Source organism: Nocardiopsis sp. NPDC049922 (genome assembly GCF_040660275.1).
GTDB lineage: Bacteria > Actinomycetota > Actinomycetes > Streptosporangiales > Streptosporangiaceae > Nocardiopsis.
Genome location: NZ_JBFAME010000002.1, coordinates 44,329 through 60,702 on the forward strand (window position 1 = coordinate 44,329; position 16,374 = coordinate 60,702).

Consider the following 16,374-nt stretch of genomic DNA (forward strand, 5'->3'; position numbering starts at 1 on the left):
CCCGCGACCGGTCCGGCGCTCCCCCACGCCGGGGTCGAACGCTCAGTCCTCGCTCAGCCTGCGCACGAGCATGCTCGACGAGCCGTGCTCCTCGAAGTCGGCGAGCAGCACCGCGACGGCCTCGCGGACCAGGCGGCCGCGGTCGGCCGACAGCCCGTGCTCGGCGCGCAGCGACAGTCGCGTCTGCTCCAGCGCCAGGAGCTCGGCGCCGGAGACGTACACGGTGATCTTCTCGTCGTGGCGCTGGCGGCCGCTCGGCTTGGGCGCGCGGCGCACCTTCGCGGTCCCCCGTGAGGCACCGCGCTTGCGCTCGGCTCCGCGTTCGGCCGCGTCGTCGCGGTCCTCGCGCTCCGATGCCGTGCGCTGGCGACCGCTCGGCGGCGACTCCGGCTCCGGTTCGACGCCGGAGGGGCGGAAGAACAGCTCGTCCGCCCCGGGCAGGGTCACGCGCCGTGACCGCTGAGAGGCCACCTCGCCAGCACCTCCTTGGCCAGATCCCGGTAGGCGTTGGCGCCCGCCGAGGAGGAGTCGAACCTGGTGATGGGCTCCCCCGCGACGGTGGCGTCCGGGAAGCGCACGGTCCGGTTGATGACCGTGCCGTAGACCTTGTCGCCGAACCCGTCGACGATGGTGGAGAGCACCTCGCGCGCGTGCAGCGTGCGCGGGTCGTACATGGTGCCGAGGAAGCCGTCGATGACCAGGCGCTCGTTGAGGCGCTCCTGGACCTTCTGGATGGTGTCCATGAGCAGCGCCACACCGCGCAGCGCGAAGAACTCGCACTCCAGCGGCACGATGACGCCGTCGGCGGCGGTGAGCGCGTTGACGGTGAGCAGGCCCAGCGACGGCTGGCAGTCGATGAGCACGACGTCGTAGTCGTCGATCACCGGGCGCAGCGCGCGGCCGAGCATCTGCTCGCGGGCGACCTCGCCGACCAGCTGGACCTCGGCGGCGGACAGGTCGATGTTGCTCGGGATGAGGTCCAGGCCGTCGATGTCGGTCTTGAGCAGGACATCCTCGACCGACACGTCGCGCTGCATCAGCAGGTTGTAGACGGTCAGGTCCAGCTCGCGCGGGTCGAGTCGGCCCAGGCCGACCGAGAGCGCGCCCTGCGGGTCGAAGTCGACCAGCAGCACCCGCCTGCCGTACTCGGCGATGGCCGCCCCGAGGTTGATGGTGGTGGTGGTCTTCCCGACCCCACCCTTCTGATTACACAGTGCTACGATTCGTGCCGGGCCGTGTTCGTCCAGCGGCTCCGGCACCGGATACTGGTGCTCCGGTCTCTTGGTGTGCAGTTCCGCCCCCGTGTTGCGTGTCGTCCCCCAGGGGTTGCTCACCGGGTCGGCGGGGTCCTGCCCGCCGACGGGTGCGGTGCTCGCAGCCGCGTCGTTCTCCCAGTTCACAACCCTTGACCTCCCCCACGGACCGGCCACGGCCGCGAGGAGGGTGACTCCCCCGCGCCCGGCCGCCGTCGGAAACTCAATATGTCGACAGCAACGTACCTCTGTGCGGCGACTCTAGAACGACGACACGACGCACTTCAACATGATCGCGGCGAATCAGGGGCGTTCGCGCCCCCGCCCGCTCCCCTCGGAGCCCGGTCACCGGCGCGCCCTCGGGTGGCTGGCCGCGTACACCTCGCGCAGGCGGTCCACCGTCACCAGCGTGTACACCTGCGTGGTGGTGACCGAACTGTGTCCCAGCAGCTCCTGCACGACCCGGATGTCGGCGCCGCCGTCCAACAGGTGCGTGGCGAAGGAGTGCCGCAACGTGTGCGGGGACACACCCTCGACCCCCGCCCGGTCGGCGACGGCCCTGAGCACCGCCCAGCCCCCCTGCCGGGTCAGGCGGCCCCCGCGCGCGTTCAGGAAGAGGCCGGCCCCTCGCCCGGCCCCGCCACTCCGCGCCGACGCCGCCAGAGCGGGCCTGGCCCGCACCAGGTAGGCGCCCAGCGCCCCGCGCGCGTACGAGCCGAGCGGAACCACCCGCTCCCGCCCGCCCTTGCCCCGGAAGCGCACCAGGCCGACCGTGTCGTCCCCGTCCACGGCGTCGCCGACGTCGTCCACGTCCAGCCCCACCGCCTCGGAGATCCGCGCGCCCGTGCCGTACAGCACCTCCAGCAGCGCGCGGTCGCGCAGCGCCAGCAGCGTCGCGCGGTCACCCGCCCCCGAGGCCTCCGCGGGACCCGCGGCGGCCAGCAGGCGCTCCACGCGCTCCAGGGAGACCGCCTTGGGCAGCCGCATGGGCGGCGCGGGCGGGGCCACCTCCGCCGCCGGATCGGTCTCCGTCCACCCCTCGCGCACGGCGAACCGGTGCAGCCCGCGCACGGCGGCCAGCGCGCGTCCGGCCGAGGCGGCGCTGAGCGGCGGATGGTCGTCGTCGCCCGCGTGCAGGACCCGCAGGAAGTCGGCGACGTGCCCGCTCCCGATCCCTGCGGGGTCGCTCACGCCCCGATCAACCAGATGGGCGGTGTAGCGGGCCAGATCACGCCGGTAGGCCAGCAGGGTGTTGTCCGCCAGCGCGCGCTCGGCGGCCAGGTGGTCCAGGAAGGCGGTCCGCACCCGCGCCAACGGGTCGGCCGCCCCGGGGGCGGGGGACGCCGCGCCGTCCAGGTCGTCGGCCACGGTCAGCGGGCGCGGCGCAGGGAGGCGAAACCGTCGCGCGCGGCCGCGTGCACGGCCAGGACGCCGATCACGGTCGCGCCGTTGTGCAGGGCGCCGTCCATGACCAGCCGCACGGCCTCCTCCAGCGGCACCCACTCGGCCGCCAGGTCGGTCTCCTCGTGCTCGCGGACGAAGTCGACCTCCTCCGCGGGCACCTCCGACAGACCGCGCGCCAGGAACAGGTGGATCCGCTCGGCGGAGAAACCGGGGGTGGGGAAGAAGTCGGGCAGCTCGTACCACTCCTCGGCGCGCAGCCCGGCCTCCTCGACCAGCTCGCGCCGGGCCGTGGCCAGCGGCCCCTCCCCCGCCACGTCGATCATCCCGGCGGGCAGCTCCCACATCGTGTGGCCCACGGCGTGACGGTACTGGCGCTGGAGCCGCACCCGCCCGTCCCCGTCCAGCGCCACGACGGCGGCGGCGCCCGGGTGCTCCATGTAGTCGCGGGCCACGACGGCGGTGCCCTCACCGTGGGCCCCGGGCATCCGCACCCAGTCCGTGCGCATCCCGCACTTGGGGCCGCGGAAGCGCTCCTCGGACCGTTCCACCGGCCACGACGCGGGGGCGTCCGCGACCTTCGCGTCCGCCCCCGTGACCGCGCGCGCCGGGTGGGTGTCACTGGCCATGTGCTCGCCTCTCAGGCTCGTGCCCCGGCTGGGGCGTGGCCCGCGGACGCACACCCCGCGACGAGCGGCGTCCGCGGACCGCGCCCCGACTCCGCGTCAGGACTCCCGGTGCTCCAGGGCGGCCGAGATCAGGCCGCGGAAGAGCGGGTGGGCCTTGGTCGGACGGGAGCGCAGCTCCGGGTGCGCCTGCGTCGCGACGAAGAACGGGTGCGCCTCGCGGGGCAGTTCGACGTACTCCACCAGCTTGCCATCGGGGGACAGACCCGAGAACACCAGGCCCGCCTCCTCCAGCTTGGGCCGGTAGGCGTTGTTCACCTCGAAGCGGTGGCGGTGCCGCTCGGACACCCGCTCCTCGCCGTCGTACAGGTCCCGCGCCAGGGTGCCCTCGCCCAGGTCGGCGGGGTACAGGCCCAGACGCATCGTGCCGCCCATGTCGCGCTCGCCGGCCACGACGTCGGTCTGGTCGGCCATGGTCGCGATGACCGGGTCGGCGGCCTTGTCGTCGAACTCGATGCTGTTGGCGCCGTCCAGGCCGAGCACGTTGCGCGCGTACTCGATGACCAGACCCTGCAGACCCAGGCAGATGCCCAGCAGCGGCACGCGGTTCTCGCGGGCGTAGCGGATGGCGCCGAGCTTGCCCTCGATGCCGCGCACGCCGAAGCCGCCCGGGATGAGGACGCCGTCCGCGCCGTCGAGCTCGGCGGCGGCGCCGGAGGGGCTGGCGCAGTTGTCGCTGGCCACCCAGCGGATGTTCACCCGGGTGTTGGTGGCGAAGCCGCCCGCGCGCAGCGCCTCGCTGACGGACAGGTAGGCGTCGGGCAGGTCGATGTACTTGCCGACCATGGCGATGGTGACCTCGTGGTCGGGCTGGTGCACGCGGTGCAGCAGCTCGTCCCACTCGGTCCAGTCCACGTCGCGGAAGGGCATGCCGAGGCGGCGGACGACGTAGGCGTCCAGGCCCTCGCGGTGCAGGACCTTGGGGATGTCGTAGATCGACGGGGCGTCGGGGGTGGAGACGACCCCGGCCTCGTCCACGTCGCACATGAGGCTGATCTTGGCCTTGAGGCTCTGCGTGATCGGGCGGTCCGAGCGGCACACGATCGCGTCCGGCTGGATGCCGATGCTGCGCAGGGCGGCCACGGAGTGCTGGGTGGGCTTGGTCTTCATCTCGCCGGACGGGCCGAGGAACGGGATGAGGGACACGTGGAGGAAGAAGCAGTTGTCCCGGCCGATCTCGTGGCGGATCTGGCGGACCGCCTCCAGGAAGGGCTGCGACTCGATGTCGCCGACCGTGCCGCCGATCTCGGTGATGACGATGTCGACGTCGGGGGCGTCCATCGCGTAGATGCGCGACTTGATCTCGTTGGTGATGTGCGGGATGACCTGCACGGTGTCACCGAGGTAGGCGCCCTGGCGCTCCTTGGCGATGACGCTGGAGTAGATCTGGCCGGTGGTGACGTTGGCCGAGGCGGACAGCTCGGTGTCGAGGAACCGCTCGTAGTGGCCCACGTCGAGGTCGGTCTCGGCGCCGTCGTCGGTGACGAAGACCTCACCGTGCTGGAAGGGGTTCATGGTCCCCGGGTCGACGTTGAGGTAGGGGTCCAGCTTCTGCATGGTGACCCGCAGGCCCCGCGACTTCAGGAGTCGGCCCAGGCTGGAGGCGGTGAGCCCCTTGCCAAGACTGGAGGCGACGCCGCCAGTAACGAAAATGTGCTTGGTACTCGCGGCGGCTGCCAAAGTGATGCTCCCGTGGGTTGAGTGGCTACGGCGGGCTCGGACGAACTGAGCGGCCGTGCGGTGGTCCGGTGCCGGGCGGTAGCGAATCTCGCCAGGTCCGTCGGACTCCACGGGGCACCAGGATAACAGGCCCCCCGTGCTCCTACACCTGCGAACACCGGTCGCGGCGCCCGTGTTCCGTCCGCGACCTGGTCGGATCCGCCAGACCCGCGCCGTGGCGGCCGTTCCCGGCACGGGGCCGGCCGACCACGCCGTCGGGCGGCGACCGACACCACACCCGGTCGCCGCCCGACGGCCTCAGGAGCAGCAGGAGCACCCGGGCGCGCAGCCGCACGCGTCCTCGTCCGCACCGCGCGGGTCGGCGCCGCGCGAGCCGCCGTCGGCGCCGGGGGCGGCCCCCGCCGTACCCTCGGCGGGCCCGACCGCCGCGGCCAGTCCGGTGGGAGCGCAGCAGGCGTCCCCCCGCCAGGCCTCGCGGCCCTCCTTGACCGCCACGGCGGCGATGAGCAGCGCCACGATCGGGTCGACCCACGCCCATCCGAGGGCGGCGTTGAGCACGAGTCCGACGAGCAGGGCCGCCGACAGGTAGGCGCACAGCAGCGTCTGTTTGGAGTCGGCGACGGCCGTCGCCGAGCCCAGGGCGCGCCCGGCACGGCGCTGGGCCAGCGACAGGACCGGCATGACGACCACGGACAGCGCCGCCAGCACGATCCCCACCGTGGACGGCTCGGCCTCGTTCGCGCCGAGCAGGGAACGCACCGCCTCGACGGTGACGTAGGCGGCCAACGCGAAGAAGGCGACGGCGATGACGCGCATGGCCCGGGTCTCGCGGGCCCGGCGCACCGACTCCTCGCGGGCCGAGAACTGCCAGGCGACCGCGGCGGCGGAGGAGACCTCCACCAGGGAGTCCAGGCCGAAGCCGACGAGCGCGGCCGAGGAGGCGGCGTGCCCGGCCGAGATCGCCACGGCGGCCTCGACGAGGTTGTAGGCGATGGTCGCCCCGACCAGGAGACGGATCCGGTGGGTCAGGACGGCGCGGCGGCGGGGGTCGACGACGGCGCCGTCGACCCGGGCGGGGGTGTCGGCGGTCACGCGTCGCACCCCGCCTCGTCCTCGCCGTCGCAGAGGCGGTCGGACTCCACGGCGATGACGGCGGTACGCAGGTCGTCGAGGGCGTGCGCGAGCCTGGGGTCGGCGAGTTCGTAGCGGATCCGGCGGCCGACGGGGACGGTGACGACCAGCCCGCAGTCACGCAGGCAGGCCAGGTGGTTGGAGAGCCGGGTGCGACCGATGTCCAGCTCCTCGGCCAGTTCGGCGGGGTGGGCGGGGCCGTCCCGCAGGGCGAGCAGGACCCGGCAGCGGATGGGGTCGGCCAGGGCGCGGCCGAACCGGGCCATGGCGTCGATCTCGGAGGCGATGCGCAGCATGCCTCCAGAGTACACAGATTCTTGAATTCAGGAAACCCTGAACTTTTGGACGCCGGTGGGTCCCGGAACCGCCCTCACGCCGGGAAACCCCCCGCGCGCCCCAGATAGGCCGGCGGCCGCTTGTCCAGGCGCTCACCCATCCACGCGCCCAGCGCCGCCGCCCCAGCCAGGTCCACGCCCGTGTGCAGCCCGCTGCGGTGCAGCATGTAGAGCAGGTCCTCGGTGGCGATGTTGCCGGTCGCCGCGGGAGCGAACGGACAACCGCCGAAACCGCCCAGACTGGAGTCGAGCACCCGCACGCCCGCGTCGACCGCCGCGAGTGCGTTCGCGTAACCGGTGTTGCGGGTGTTGTGGAAGTGGCAACGCAGCGTCCGCCCGCCCGCGACCCGGCCCACCGCGTCCAGCAGCCCGGTCACCTGGCGCGGCACGCCCACCCCGATCGTGTCGGCCAGGGCGATCTCCACCGCACCCGTGTCGGCGATCCGCCGGACCACCTCCACCACCCGCTCCGGGGCGACCTCACCGTCGAAGGGGCAGCCGAACGCCGTCGAGACGGTCACGCTCAGCGCGATCCCGGTCCCGGACAGGTCGGCGTCGATGGCCGCCAGCGCGTCGAGCATCTCGTCGACGGTGCACCCCTGGTTGCGGACGCAGAACCCGTCCGTGGCGGGGACCGCGACGTTGACCTCGGACACCTTCGCGGCCACCGCGCGCTCCAGACCGCGCCGGTTGAGCACCAGACCGATGTGCGAGACCCCCGGCGCCCGGCGCACGCCCGCCATGACCTCCTCGGCCCCCGCCATCTGCGGAACCCGTGCGGGGTTGACGAAACTGACCGCCTCGATCCGCCGCACACCGGCGTCCACCGCCCGGTCGATCAGCTCGATCCGGTCCTCCTCCGAGAGCACCGTGTCCTCGTTCTGGAGGCCGTCACGCGGGCCCACCTCGACGATCTCCACGTGCTCGGCGCCCCCGGGCGCACGCTCCTCCACGGTCATCGGTCCACCTCTCCACGCGCCGTCGCGTCCCTAGGGCGTGTGCCGCGGACACATACCCTGCTGCGCGACGCCCCAGCACAACTCTCGCTGCGTTCTCATCAGTCGACAGCCAACCCGGGCTGACTCCTTCTTCGGCCTTGCGACAGCCGCACTGGATGCGCCGCTCGCGACGGGCAGCATCCACGGCACACGCCCTAACCCCACACTACGGAACACGCCCGGCGGCGGTCAGCGCAGGGCCAGCGCGGGACGGACCTCCCAGGTCGTCCACACCGGGCGGTACCCCATCCGGTGCCAGAACGGACCGGACAGCGGGTTCATCGCCGCGTAGTTGAGCACGGACACGCCCACGCCATGGCTGTCCAGCGCCTGGTGGGCCTGGCCGACCAGGGCCGTCCCGATCCCGTTGCCGCGCTCGGCCGCGGTCACCACCCCGTAGCCGATGTGCGCGATCGGACGCGCGTTCACCAGTGACTTGGCCCACCGGGACCGCTCGGGCGGCGACGCCCACAACAGGCCGACCGCCCGGCCGCGCCGTTCGGCCAGCCAGATCCACGAACGCGACCGGTTCAGGGCCCGCGCCGCGACCTCGCGGGTCTGCTCGGCGGTGTCCGGCTGGAGGAACACCCCGCCGAAGTGCTGCTCGTAGCGGTGCTCCTCCATCAGGAGGGCCACGACCTGGGTGAGGTCGCTGCGGTCGGCCAGACGGATGGTCACGTCGCGCGGCGGCAGCGACGGGGGCACCCCGCGGCGCCGCTGGCGGGCGGCCAGGACCGTGTAGGGCTGGAGGCCGTGCCGCTGGAGCGGGATGATGCCGCACACGTCGCGGGCGGGCCAGCTCACGAGCGCGGCCGACTCCGAACCGGTGCCGGTCGGCAGCTCCTCCAGATGGTCGCGCCAACTGGTCAGGAGGGAGTCCAGTGCGCGGCCGGGATCGGGGCCGCCGACGATGGGGGTGACCCAGTGCTGGTCGGGCACGCCCCAGATCCGACCGACCTCACCGGGCTGGTACCAGGTGTAGTGCATGCTTCCGGCCGCGACGGTGTTGCCCTCCTCGTCGCTGACCGTCACGAGCGGGGAGGAACCGGGGGCGAAGCCGACTGGTTCGGGCAGCAGGGGGTCGGCGTCGGCCCAACGCTGGGTGACGGACCGTACCAGCGAGTCCAGACCGAGGTCGCCTCCGGGCGACTCGTCGTGCCGTACCCGCGCCACATAACCGCTCATCCACCCCTCCCCTAGCGGGTCTCTCGCCCGGAGCGCTCCCCGCCCGCCCCGGCCCTTCCGGCCCGGGGATTGGTCGACCGTACCGCCCAGCCCCCTGACCGGGGGCGTCGGACGAGCAACGGACTCCGAGAATTCACTCCGCGTAGGTGTGCCCGTCCGATCCGTCGCCCGCGCCCGCCTTCTCCTCGGGCACGGACGCGCACCACCGTAACGGATCGAGGATCGCTCGTGGGTGTCGGGGCGGTCAATCCGAGGACACGACGTCGCTCGAACGGAGCGGTGCGGCGCTCGCCACCCCGCCCTCGGCCACCGAGGTGTTGCGCCCGTGGTTGATCACCTCGGGATCGCCCGAGGCGAAGGAGACCGTGTTGTCCACGCCCACCAGCACGATCCGGACGGCCGAGCCCACGTCGACGGTGGTGTTCCGGCCGGAGGCCTTGACCAGGCCGCACGGACCGTCCAGGACGACGACGGCGTCGTCGGCGGTGACCACGATCTCACGGTCGTCGCAGTTCTGGTGGACCTCGGCCCCGTCGTCGGCCACGACCAGGGTGTCCTCGTCGCTGACCGGACTGGGCTGTGCGTCGGGCGAGGGTTCGACCAGAGCCGAGCCGCCACGGGCCTGAGCGCAGCCGACCAGGGAGGAGGCGCCGATCAGGAGGACACCCGTCGTTGCCAACAGCCGAACCTTCATGGACTCCCCCGCGACCGGATAGGCCGGTATGTACGACATTGACCCAAGGGTATGTCACGCGAAGGTAACCACGCGACCCTTCCGTTGTGGGAACGTTCCCGTACCGAGACCTTACCGGGGCTACTTCACCCCGGCCGCGTCCATGCCCCGCAGCTCCCGCTTCAACTCACCGATCTCGTCCCGCAACCGCGCGGCCAACTCGAACTGGAGGTCGGTCGCGGCCTGGTGCATCTGGGCGCTCAACTGGTCGATCAGCCCGGCCAGCTCCGCGCGCGGCATGCTCTTGGCGTCACGGCTGCCCAGCGCGGGCACCGGCGCCGTCTCGCCCTTACGGTACCCGGTCGCCATGAGCTCCTCGGTGTCGACGTCCTCCCTGTTCAACGAGTCGAGGATGTCCGCGATCTGCTTGCGCAGCGGCGTCGGGTCGATGCCGTGCTCGGCGTTGTAGGCCAACTGCTTGTCCCGACGCCGGTTGGTCTCGTCGATGGCCGCCCGCATCGAGTCGGTCACGTTGTCCGCGTACATGTGCACCTGACCGGCGACGTTACGCGCCGCACGACCGATCGTCTGGATCAGCGAGGTCTCCGAGCGCAGGAACCCCTCCTTGTCCGCGTCCAGGATCGCCACCAGCGACACCTCGGGCAGGTCCAGCCCCTCACGCAGGAGGTTGATGCCCACCAGCACGTCGAACTCGCCCACACGCAGCTCACGCAGCAGCTCCACCCGCCGCAGCGTGTCCACCTCGCTGTGCAGGTAACGCACCCGGATGCCCAGCTCGGCGAAGTAGTCGGTCAGGTCCTCGGCCATCTTCTTGGTCAGCGTCGTGACCAGCACCCGCTCCTGACGCTCGGCACGCACCCGGATCTCGTGCACCAGGTCGTCGATCTGCCCGTCGGTCGGCTTGACCAGGACCTCCGGGTCGACCAGGCCCGTCGGTCGGATGACCTGCTCCACCACGTCGCCGCCGCTCTGGCGCAGCTCGTACCGGCCCGGCGTGGCCGACAGGTACACCGACTGCCCGATCCGCTCGGTGAACTCCTCCCACTTCAGCGGCCGGTTGTCCAGCGCCGACGGCAGCCGGAACCCGTGGTCGACCAACGTGCGCTTGCGCGCCGCGTCGCCCTCGTACATCGCACCGATCTGCGGCACCGTCACGTGCGACTCGTCCAGCACCAGCAGGAAGTCCTCGGGGAAGTAGTCCAGCAGCGTGTTCGGCGGGCTCCCCGGCTCACGGCCGTCGAAGTGCCGCGAGTAGTTCTCGATCCCCGAACACGACCCCAACTGCCGCATCATCTCCAGGTCGTGCGTGGTGCGCATGCGCAGCCGCTGCGCCTCCAACAGCTTGCCCTGGCCCTCCAGCTCGGCCAACCGCTCACCCAGCTCCGCCTCGATCGTGGTGATCGCCCGCTCCGTGCGCTCCTCGCCGGACACGTAGTGCGACGCCGGAAAGATGAACATCTCCTGGCTCTCGCCCAGCACCTCGCCGGTCAACGGGTGCAGGGTCATCAACCGCTCCACCTCGTCACCGAACATCTCGATGCGGATCGCCAGCTCCTCGTACACCGGGATGATCTCGACGGTGTCCCCGCGCACCCGGAACGTGCCCCGCGTGAACGCGGTGTCGTTCCGCGAGTACTGCATCTCCACCAACCGGCGCAGCAGCTCGTCCCGGTCCACCTCCATGCCCACCGACAGCTGCGCCATCCGGTCCACGTACTCCTGCGGCGTGCCCAGACCGTAGATACAGGACACCGACGCGACCACGATCGTGTCCCTGCGCGTGAGCAGCGAGTTGGTCGCCGAGTGCCGCAGCCGCTCCACCTCGTCGTTGATCGACGAGTCCTTCTCGATATAGGTGTCACTCTGCGGCACGTACGCCTCGGGCTGGTAGTAGTCGTAGTACGACACGAAGTACTCGACCGCGTTGTTCGGCATCATCTGCCGCAGTTCGTTCGCGAACTGCGCCGCGAGCGTCTTGTTCGGCTGCATCACCAGCGTCGGCCGCTGGAGCTGCTCCACCGTCCACGCCACGGTCGCCGTCTTGCCCGTACCCGTCGCACCCAGCAGGACCGTGTGCGCGTCGCCCGCCTCCACCCGCCGCGCGATCTCGGCGATCGCCCCCGGCTGGTCACCCGCCGGGGTCATGTCCGAGACGACCTCGAACGGTGCCTCACTGCGCTTCATGTCGCTGACCGGTCGCATGTCCCCAACTCCTCAACAAGCCGCCTCTGCCTCCTACGCTACAGACCACCCCTGACACGCAGCTCTTCCCACAGCTCCCCGACCCGCGCCACCAGCTCCTCGCGCGTCCCCGCGTTGTCCACCACCAGGTCAGCGGCGGCCAGACGGCTCTCCCGGTCCGCCTGCGCCCGGATCCGCGCCCAGACCTGCTCACGCGGCATCCCCCGGTCAGCGGCCACCCGCTCGACCCGCACCTCGTCCGGCGTGTCCACCACGACCACCACGTCGTAGAGGGACCCCAGGTCGTTCTCCACCAGCAGAGGCACGTCGTAGACCACGACCTCCGCCCGCGCGTGCTCCATCAACTCGGCGCTGCGCTCCGCCACCCGGGGATGGACGATCGCGTTGAGCCGGGCCAGACGCTCCCCGTCCGCGAAGACGATCTCCCCCAGCCGCGCCCGGTCCAGTCTCCCCTCGGGGGTGAGCACGCCCTCGCCGAACTCCGCGACGACCTCCGCGAGGCCCTCCGTCCCGGGTTCGACCACCTCGCGCGCGATCGCGTCGGCGTCGATGACCGTCGCGCCCAGACGAGCCAGCTCCGCCGAGACGGCGCTCTTCCCAGAACCGATCCCCCCGGTCAGTCCCACTGTCAGCACGGCTCAACCAACTCCTTGCGCATATGCACCATGACCAGGTGCTCGGCCACCCTCTCCCGATGCGTCTCCGCGTATCCCCGCTCCCGATACAACCGGCCGACGCTCTGCGCACCGATGAACAGCGTCAACGCGGTCAGCCCCGGAAACCCGGCCCGCAGCTCCTCCTCCACCCGCGCGAGCAGGGCTCGGGCGATCCCGCGCCGCCTCAGATCCGGTGCGACGGCCAGGCGGCCGACCACCCCGTGGGAACCGGCCACGCTCGCGCGCACCGCCCCGACGATCCGCGTGCCGAGGACCGCCTTGAGAACAAGCGCGTCCTCCTTCCCCAACAGCCGCTCGATCCGCTCCAGCCCCTCAGTCAACGGCAGAATGAACGGGTCTCCGCAGGCCTGCGCCTCGTCGACGAACGCGGCACGCTGGAGCGTCAGGATCTCGCCCGCGTCCTCGCGCGTGGCCCGGTGGATGTCGATCACATCGCCTCCTCGTGTGGCGAGTCTTCCACACCCCGCCACAAGCGCGTGGGGTCACCATCCCCGGCCGCCCAGCCACAGGGGGTCGGACGAAACCCGTGACCGCCCCAGGCCACCGTAGGGGGGTTGAACGGACACCGTGACCGCCCCGACTCACCCAAGGGGGGTTGGGTCGACCGGTTCTCGGGTCCATAGGGGGCTGGGTGTGGTGTCCTGCTCACCCGGTCACCACTGGGGGTGTGGCTCGACCCGGAGGGCGTGTTCGCGTAGCGAATTCGTTCCGGAGGGCGAGGTCCCTCACCCACACCCGCCATCCGCCCTCCACAGATATGCAGGACACGGCCACCACGTGGAAACGTGATTCCGAAGTGATGACACCCCCGGCCCCAGGAGCGGGGGGTGGACGGTTCAGGGACCACCGGCCCCAAGCCCCACACAAGTCCACACGCCGGTCACCGAAGGGGGCTGGGGACGGCTTGATCGTCCCGGCCACCACAGGGGGGTTCGCGGAAGCGTCCCTGGTTGCCCAGCCACAGGGGGGGTTGGCCGGACACCCGACCGTCCCGGTCACCACAGGGGGCTGGGGACGGCACGACCACTACAGGACCACAGGGGGTTAGGGACGGCACGACCGCCCCGACCACCACAGGGGGGTTCACGGAAGCCTCCCCGCCCGCCCCACCCCAGGGGGCTGGGGACGGCACGACCGCCCCGGCCACCACAAGGGGGTTGGACGGTCATCATCCTTGGACGCCCAACCCCAGGGGGCTGGGGACAACCCGACCACCCCGACCACCCCAGGGAGCCCACGAAAACCTCCCCACCCGCCCAACCACAGGGGGTCAGCCGGAAACCCGACCACTACAGGACCCCAGGGGGTTAGGGACCGCACGACCGCTACGGCACCCCAGGGGGCTGGGGACACCCAACCACCCCGCCCGCCCCAGGGAGCCCACGGAAACCTCCCCGCCCGCCCCGCCCCACCACAGGGCGCACGACGAAGGGCCGCCCCCTCACGGGGACGGCCCTTCGGGGCTGTCAGCGGATCCTCCAGCGGATCCTCAGGGACCTACTGGCAGGGACCTACCGGTCAGGCCTCGCCGCCCGCGAGCTTCTCGCGGAGCGCGGCCAGCGCCTCGTCGGAGGCGAGGGCGCCGCTGGTCGACTCGGAGCCGGACGTGGCGCCAGCCTGGCCGCCGCCGGTGTACTCCTCCTCGGCCTCCTCGGCAGGAGCGTTGGCGGCGTCGGCCTCGGCCGCGCGCGCCTCCTCCACCTGCTTGCGGTGCGCCTCGAAGCGGGTCTGCGCCTCGGCGTAGCTGCGCTCCCACTCGTCCCGCTGAGCCTCGAAGCCCTCGAGCCACTCGCCGCTCTCGGGGTCGAAGCCCTCCGGGTACTTGTAGTTGCCCTGCTCGTCGTACTCCGCGGCCATGCCGTAGAGGGTGGGGTCGAAGTCCACCTGGCCGGGCTCGACCGACTCGTTGGCCTGCTTCAGCGAGAGGCTGATGCGGCGGCGGTCGAGGTCGATGTCGATGATCTTGACGAAGATCTCGGTGCCGACCTGGACGACCTGCTCGGGCACCTCGACGTGGCGCTCGGCCAGCTCGGAGATGTGGACCAGGCCCTCGATGCCCTCCTCGACGCGCACGAACGCACCGAACGGAACCAGCTTGGTGACCTTGCCGGGAACGACCTGGCCGATCTGGTGGGTCCGGGCGAACTGCTGCCACGGGTCTTCCTGGGTCGCCTTGAGCGACAGGGAGACGCGCTCGCGCTCCATGTCCACGTCGAGAACCTCGACGGTGACCTCCTGGCCGACCTCGACGACCTCGCTCGGGTGGTCGATGTGCTTCCAGGACAGCTCGGAGACGTGCACCAGACCGTCGACGCCGCCCAGGTCCACGAACGCACCGAAGTTGACGATCGAGGAGACGACGCCCTTGCGGATCTGACCCTTCTGCAGGGTGTTGAGGAACGTCTGGCGAACCTCGGACTGCGTCTGCTCGAGCCAGGCGCGGCGGGACAGGACCACGTTGTTGCGGTTCTTGTCCAGCTCGATGATCTTGGCCTCGAGCTCACGCCCGACGTAGGGCTGGAGGTCGCGGACGCGACGCATCTCGACCAGGGAGGCGGGCAGGAAGCCGCGCAGACCGATGTCGAGGATGAGGCCGCCCTTGACGACCTCGATGACGGTACCGGTGACGACGCCGTCCTCTTCCTTGATCTTCTCGATCGTGCCCCAGGCGCGCTCGTACTGGGCGCGCTTCTTGGACAGGATCAGGCGACCCTCCTTGTCCTCCTTCTGGAGGACCAGGGCCTCGACCTGGTCGCCGACGGCGACGACCTCGCCCGGGTCGACGTCGTGCTTGATCGACAGCTCCCGGGAGGGGATGACACCCTCGGTCTTGTAACCGATGTCGAGCAAGACCTCGTCTCGATCGACCTTCACGATGGTGCCCTCGACAATGTCACCGTCGTTGAAGTACTTGATGGTCTCGTCGATCGCCGCGAGGAAGGCTTCCTCGGACCCGATGTCGTTGACCGCTACCTGGGGTGTCGAGGTGGCCTCGGTGCTGCTCGTCATTTGTGGGTGGACTCCGGATACGGACAGGTTCAGAAAATGGGCACGCCGCGAGTTCGAGCCCGTCGATCCGTCATCCAGAAGTGAGAACCAGGAGCACGGAAGGCGAAACCGTCCGTGGCCGCTGGCCGCCGGGTCCAGAGTGTTGACCGAAGCGGTGCGATCACCGATCCCCGAACCGGGGACGACAGACGCCCGCACGAACCCACAACGCTCCGGCCAGAATATGAGACATGGGCGTCCTGGTCAATCGGAACCCAGGACCGCCAACCCGACGAAGGCCGCGTTGGCGGCAATTTACCCGAGCATGGTGGTCAAGATCAACTACACGCCGCCCCATGTCCGAAGGGGTGTTCCCACCGCACGGTCATCGACGCGGAACGTAGCGGGCAAGCAACGGAAAAGTTCCCCAAACCAACCCCGGCGCCACCCCGGAACCAGAACCGCCGCGGCACGCCGGAACCAGAACCGCCCCGACGCCACGCCGGGACCGGGGCCGCCGCGCCGGGACCTCCCCAACGCCCCCCGAAACCGGGATCGCCCCAGCACCACGCCGGGGCCGGCCTCACTCCCAGGAGGGCCGCGACCGCGCGCGCTTGACGTCGCCGCGCCGCCGCTTGGCGTCCAGACGCCGCTGACGGGACGCCCGGCTCGGCCGCGTCGCCCGTCGCTTCCGGGTCGGCGGCGCCATCGCCTCCGCCAGCAGGGCGGCCATCCGCTCGCGAGCCTCGGCCCGGTTGCGCGCCTGGGACCGGTGCGTCTGCACCGACACCGTCAACACCCCGTCGACCAGGCGCCCGCCCAATCTCTCCAGGGCGCGCTCACGGCGTGTCGTCCCCAGCGCACCGCACGAGGCCACGTCCAACGACAGCGACACGCGCGTGTCGGACGTGTTGACGTGCTGACCGCCCGGCCCCGAGGAACGGGAGAACCGCCACACCAACGCGTCGGCCGGCACGGTGACCGAACCGACCGTCAACCCGTCCGTCATGGCGATCTCCCCCCTTCCTCCACCCGGGCGGACGCGGCTCGCGAGATCCCGCCCGTCCCAGCACGCCAGCGCACCACGGCGCTACTGCGCTACTGCGCTACTGCGCTACTGCGCTACTGCACCAGTGAGCTACCG

15 protein-coding genes are annotated in these 16,374 nt (G+C 71.3%); all 15 read right to left on the minus strand.

Going from position 1 to position 16,374, the window contains the following annotated elements; genetic code table 11:
- Positions 1 to 42: 42 nt before the first annotated feature.
- Positions 43 to 471: a hypothetical protein gene (locus AB0I72_RS04410; RefSeq protein ID WP_358562920.1), complete on the minus strand. Its 429-nt coding sequence runs from the start codon at positions 469 to 471 to the stop codon at positions 43 to 45.
- Positions 444 to 1,400 (minus strand): ParA family protein, encoded by a 957-nt coding sequence (locus AB0I72_RS04415; RefSeq protein ID WP_358562922.1) that lies wholly within the window; start codon positions 1,398 to 1,400, stop codon positions 444 to 446. The genes AB0I72_RS04410 and AB0I72_RS04415 overlap by 28 nt, the downstream gene beginning before the upstream one ends.
- Before the next feature lie 198 nt (positions 1,401 to 1,598).
- Positions 1,599 to 2,621 (minus strand): tyrosine recombinase, encoded by a 1,023-nt coding sequence (locus tag AB0I72_RS04420; RefSeq protein WP_358562924.1) that lies wholly within the window; start codon positions 2,619 to 2,621, stop codon positions 1,599 to 1,601.
- Positions 2,622 to 2,623: 2 nt separating this feature from the next.
- The gene (locus tag AB0I72_RS04425) at positions 2,624 to 3,283 is read right to left on the minus strand and encodes an NUDIX hydrolase (RefSeq protein ID WP_358562926.1); all 660 of its coding nucleotides are present in this window, start codon (positions 3,281 to 3,283) and stop codon (positions 2,624 to 2,626) included.
- Positions 3,284 to 3,379: 96 nt separating this feature from the next.
- Positions 3,380 to 5,020 (minus strand): CTP synthase, encoded by a 1,641-nt coding sequence (locus AB0I72_RS04430; RefSeq protein WP_358562928.1) that lies wholly within the window; start codon positions 5,018 to 5,020, stop codon positions 3,380 to 3,382.
- Between the two features lie 297 nt (positions 5,021 to 5,317).
- On the minus strand, positions 5,318 to 6,112 hold the full coding sequence (locus AB0I72_RS04435) for a cation transporter (RefSeq protein ID WP_358562930.1): 795 nt from the start codon (positions 6,110 to 6,112) through the stop codon (positions 5,318 to 5,320).
- Entirely contained in the window at positions 6,109 to 6,447 is a 339-nt protein-coding gene (locus AB0I72_RS04440; protein WP_358562932.1) for a metalloregulator ArsR/SmtB family transcription factor, read from the minus strand. The genes AB0I72_RS04435 and AB0I72_RS04440 overlap by 4 nt, the downstream gene beginning before the upstream one ends.
- Before the next feature lie 74 nt (positions 6,448 to 6,521).
- Entirely contained in the window at positions 6,522 to 7,445 is a 924-nt protein-coding gene (locus AB0I72_RS04445) for a hydroxymethylglutaryl-CoA lyase (RefSeq protein ID WP_358562933.1), read from the minus strand.
- A gap of 228 nt (positions 7,446 to 7,673) precedes the next feature.
- On the minus strand, positions 7,674 to 8,669 hold the full coding sequence (locus tag AB0I72_RS04450; protein WP_358562935.1) for a GNAT family N-acetyltransferase: 996 nt from the start codon (positions 8,667 to 8,669) through the stop codon (positions 7,674 to 7,676).
- A gap of 244 nt (positions 8,670 to 8,913) precedes the next feature.
- Positions 8,914 to 9,402, minus strand: coding sequence for a DUF3060 domain-containing protein (locus tag AB0I72_RS04455; RefSeq protein WP_358562937.1), 489 nt, complete (start codon positions 9,400 to 9,402; stop codon positions 8,914 to 8,916).
- Between the two features lie 81 nt (positions 9,403 to 9,483).
- Complete coding sequence (gene uvrB, locus AB0I72_RS04460; RefSeq protein WP_358562939.1) at positions 9,484 to 11,565, minus strand: excinuclease ABC subunit UvrB; 2,082 nt, start codon at positions 11,563 to 11,565, stop codon at positions 9,484 to 9,486.
- A gap of 38 nt (positions 11,566 to 11,603) precedes the next feature.
- Positions 11,604 to 12,200: a dephospho-CoA kinase gene (gene coaE / locus AB0I72_RS04465; protein ID WP_358562941.1), complete on the minus strand. Its 597-nt coding sequence runs from the start codon at positions 12,198 to 12,200 to the stop codon at positions 11,604 to 11,606.
- Positions 12,194 to 12,673, minus strand: coding sequence for a GNAT family N-acetyltransferase (locus tag AB0I72_RS04470; RefSeq protein ID WP_358562942.1), 480 nt, complete (start codon positions 12,671 to 12,673; stop codon positions 12,194 to 12,196). The genes coaE and AB0I72_RS04470 overlap by 7 nt, the downstream gene beginning before the upstream one ends.
- A 1,087-nt stretch (positions 12,674 to 13,760) precedes the next feature.
- Positions 13,761 to 15,251 carry a 30S ribosomal protein S1 gene (gene rpsA, locus AB0I72_RS04475; RefSeq protein WP_358562944.1) on the minus strand — a complete coding sequence of 497 codons (1,491 nt, stop codon included), beginning with the start codon at positions 15,249 to 15,251 and terminating at the stop codon, positions 13,761 to 13,763.
- Between the two features lie 562 nt (positions 15,252 to 15,813).
- Positions 15,814 to 16,239, minus strand: coding sequence for an alternative ribosome rescue aminoacyl-tRNA hydrolase ArfB (gene arfB, locus AB0I72_RS04480; protein ID WP_358562946.1), 426 nt, complete (start codon positions 16,237 to 16,239; stop codon positions 15,814 to 15,816).
- Between the last annotated feature and the right edge of the window lie 135 nt (positions 16,240 to 16,374).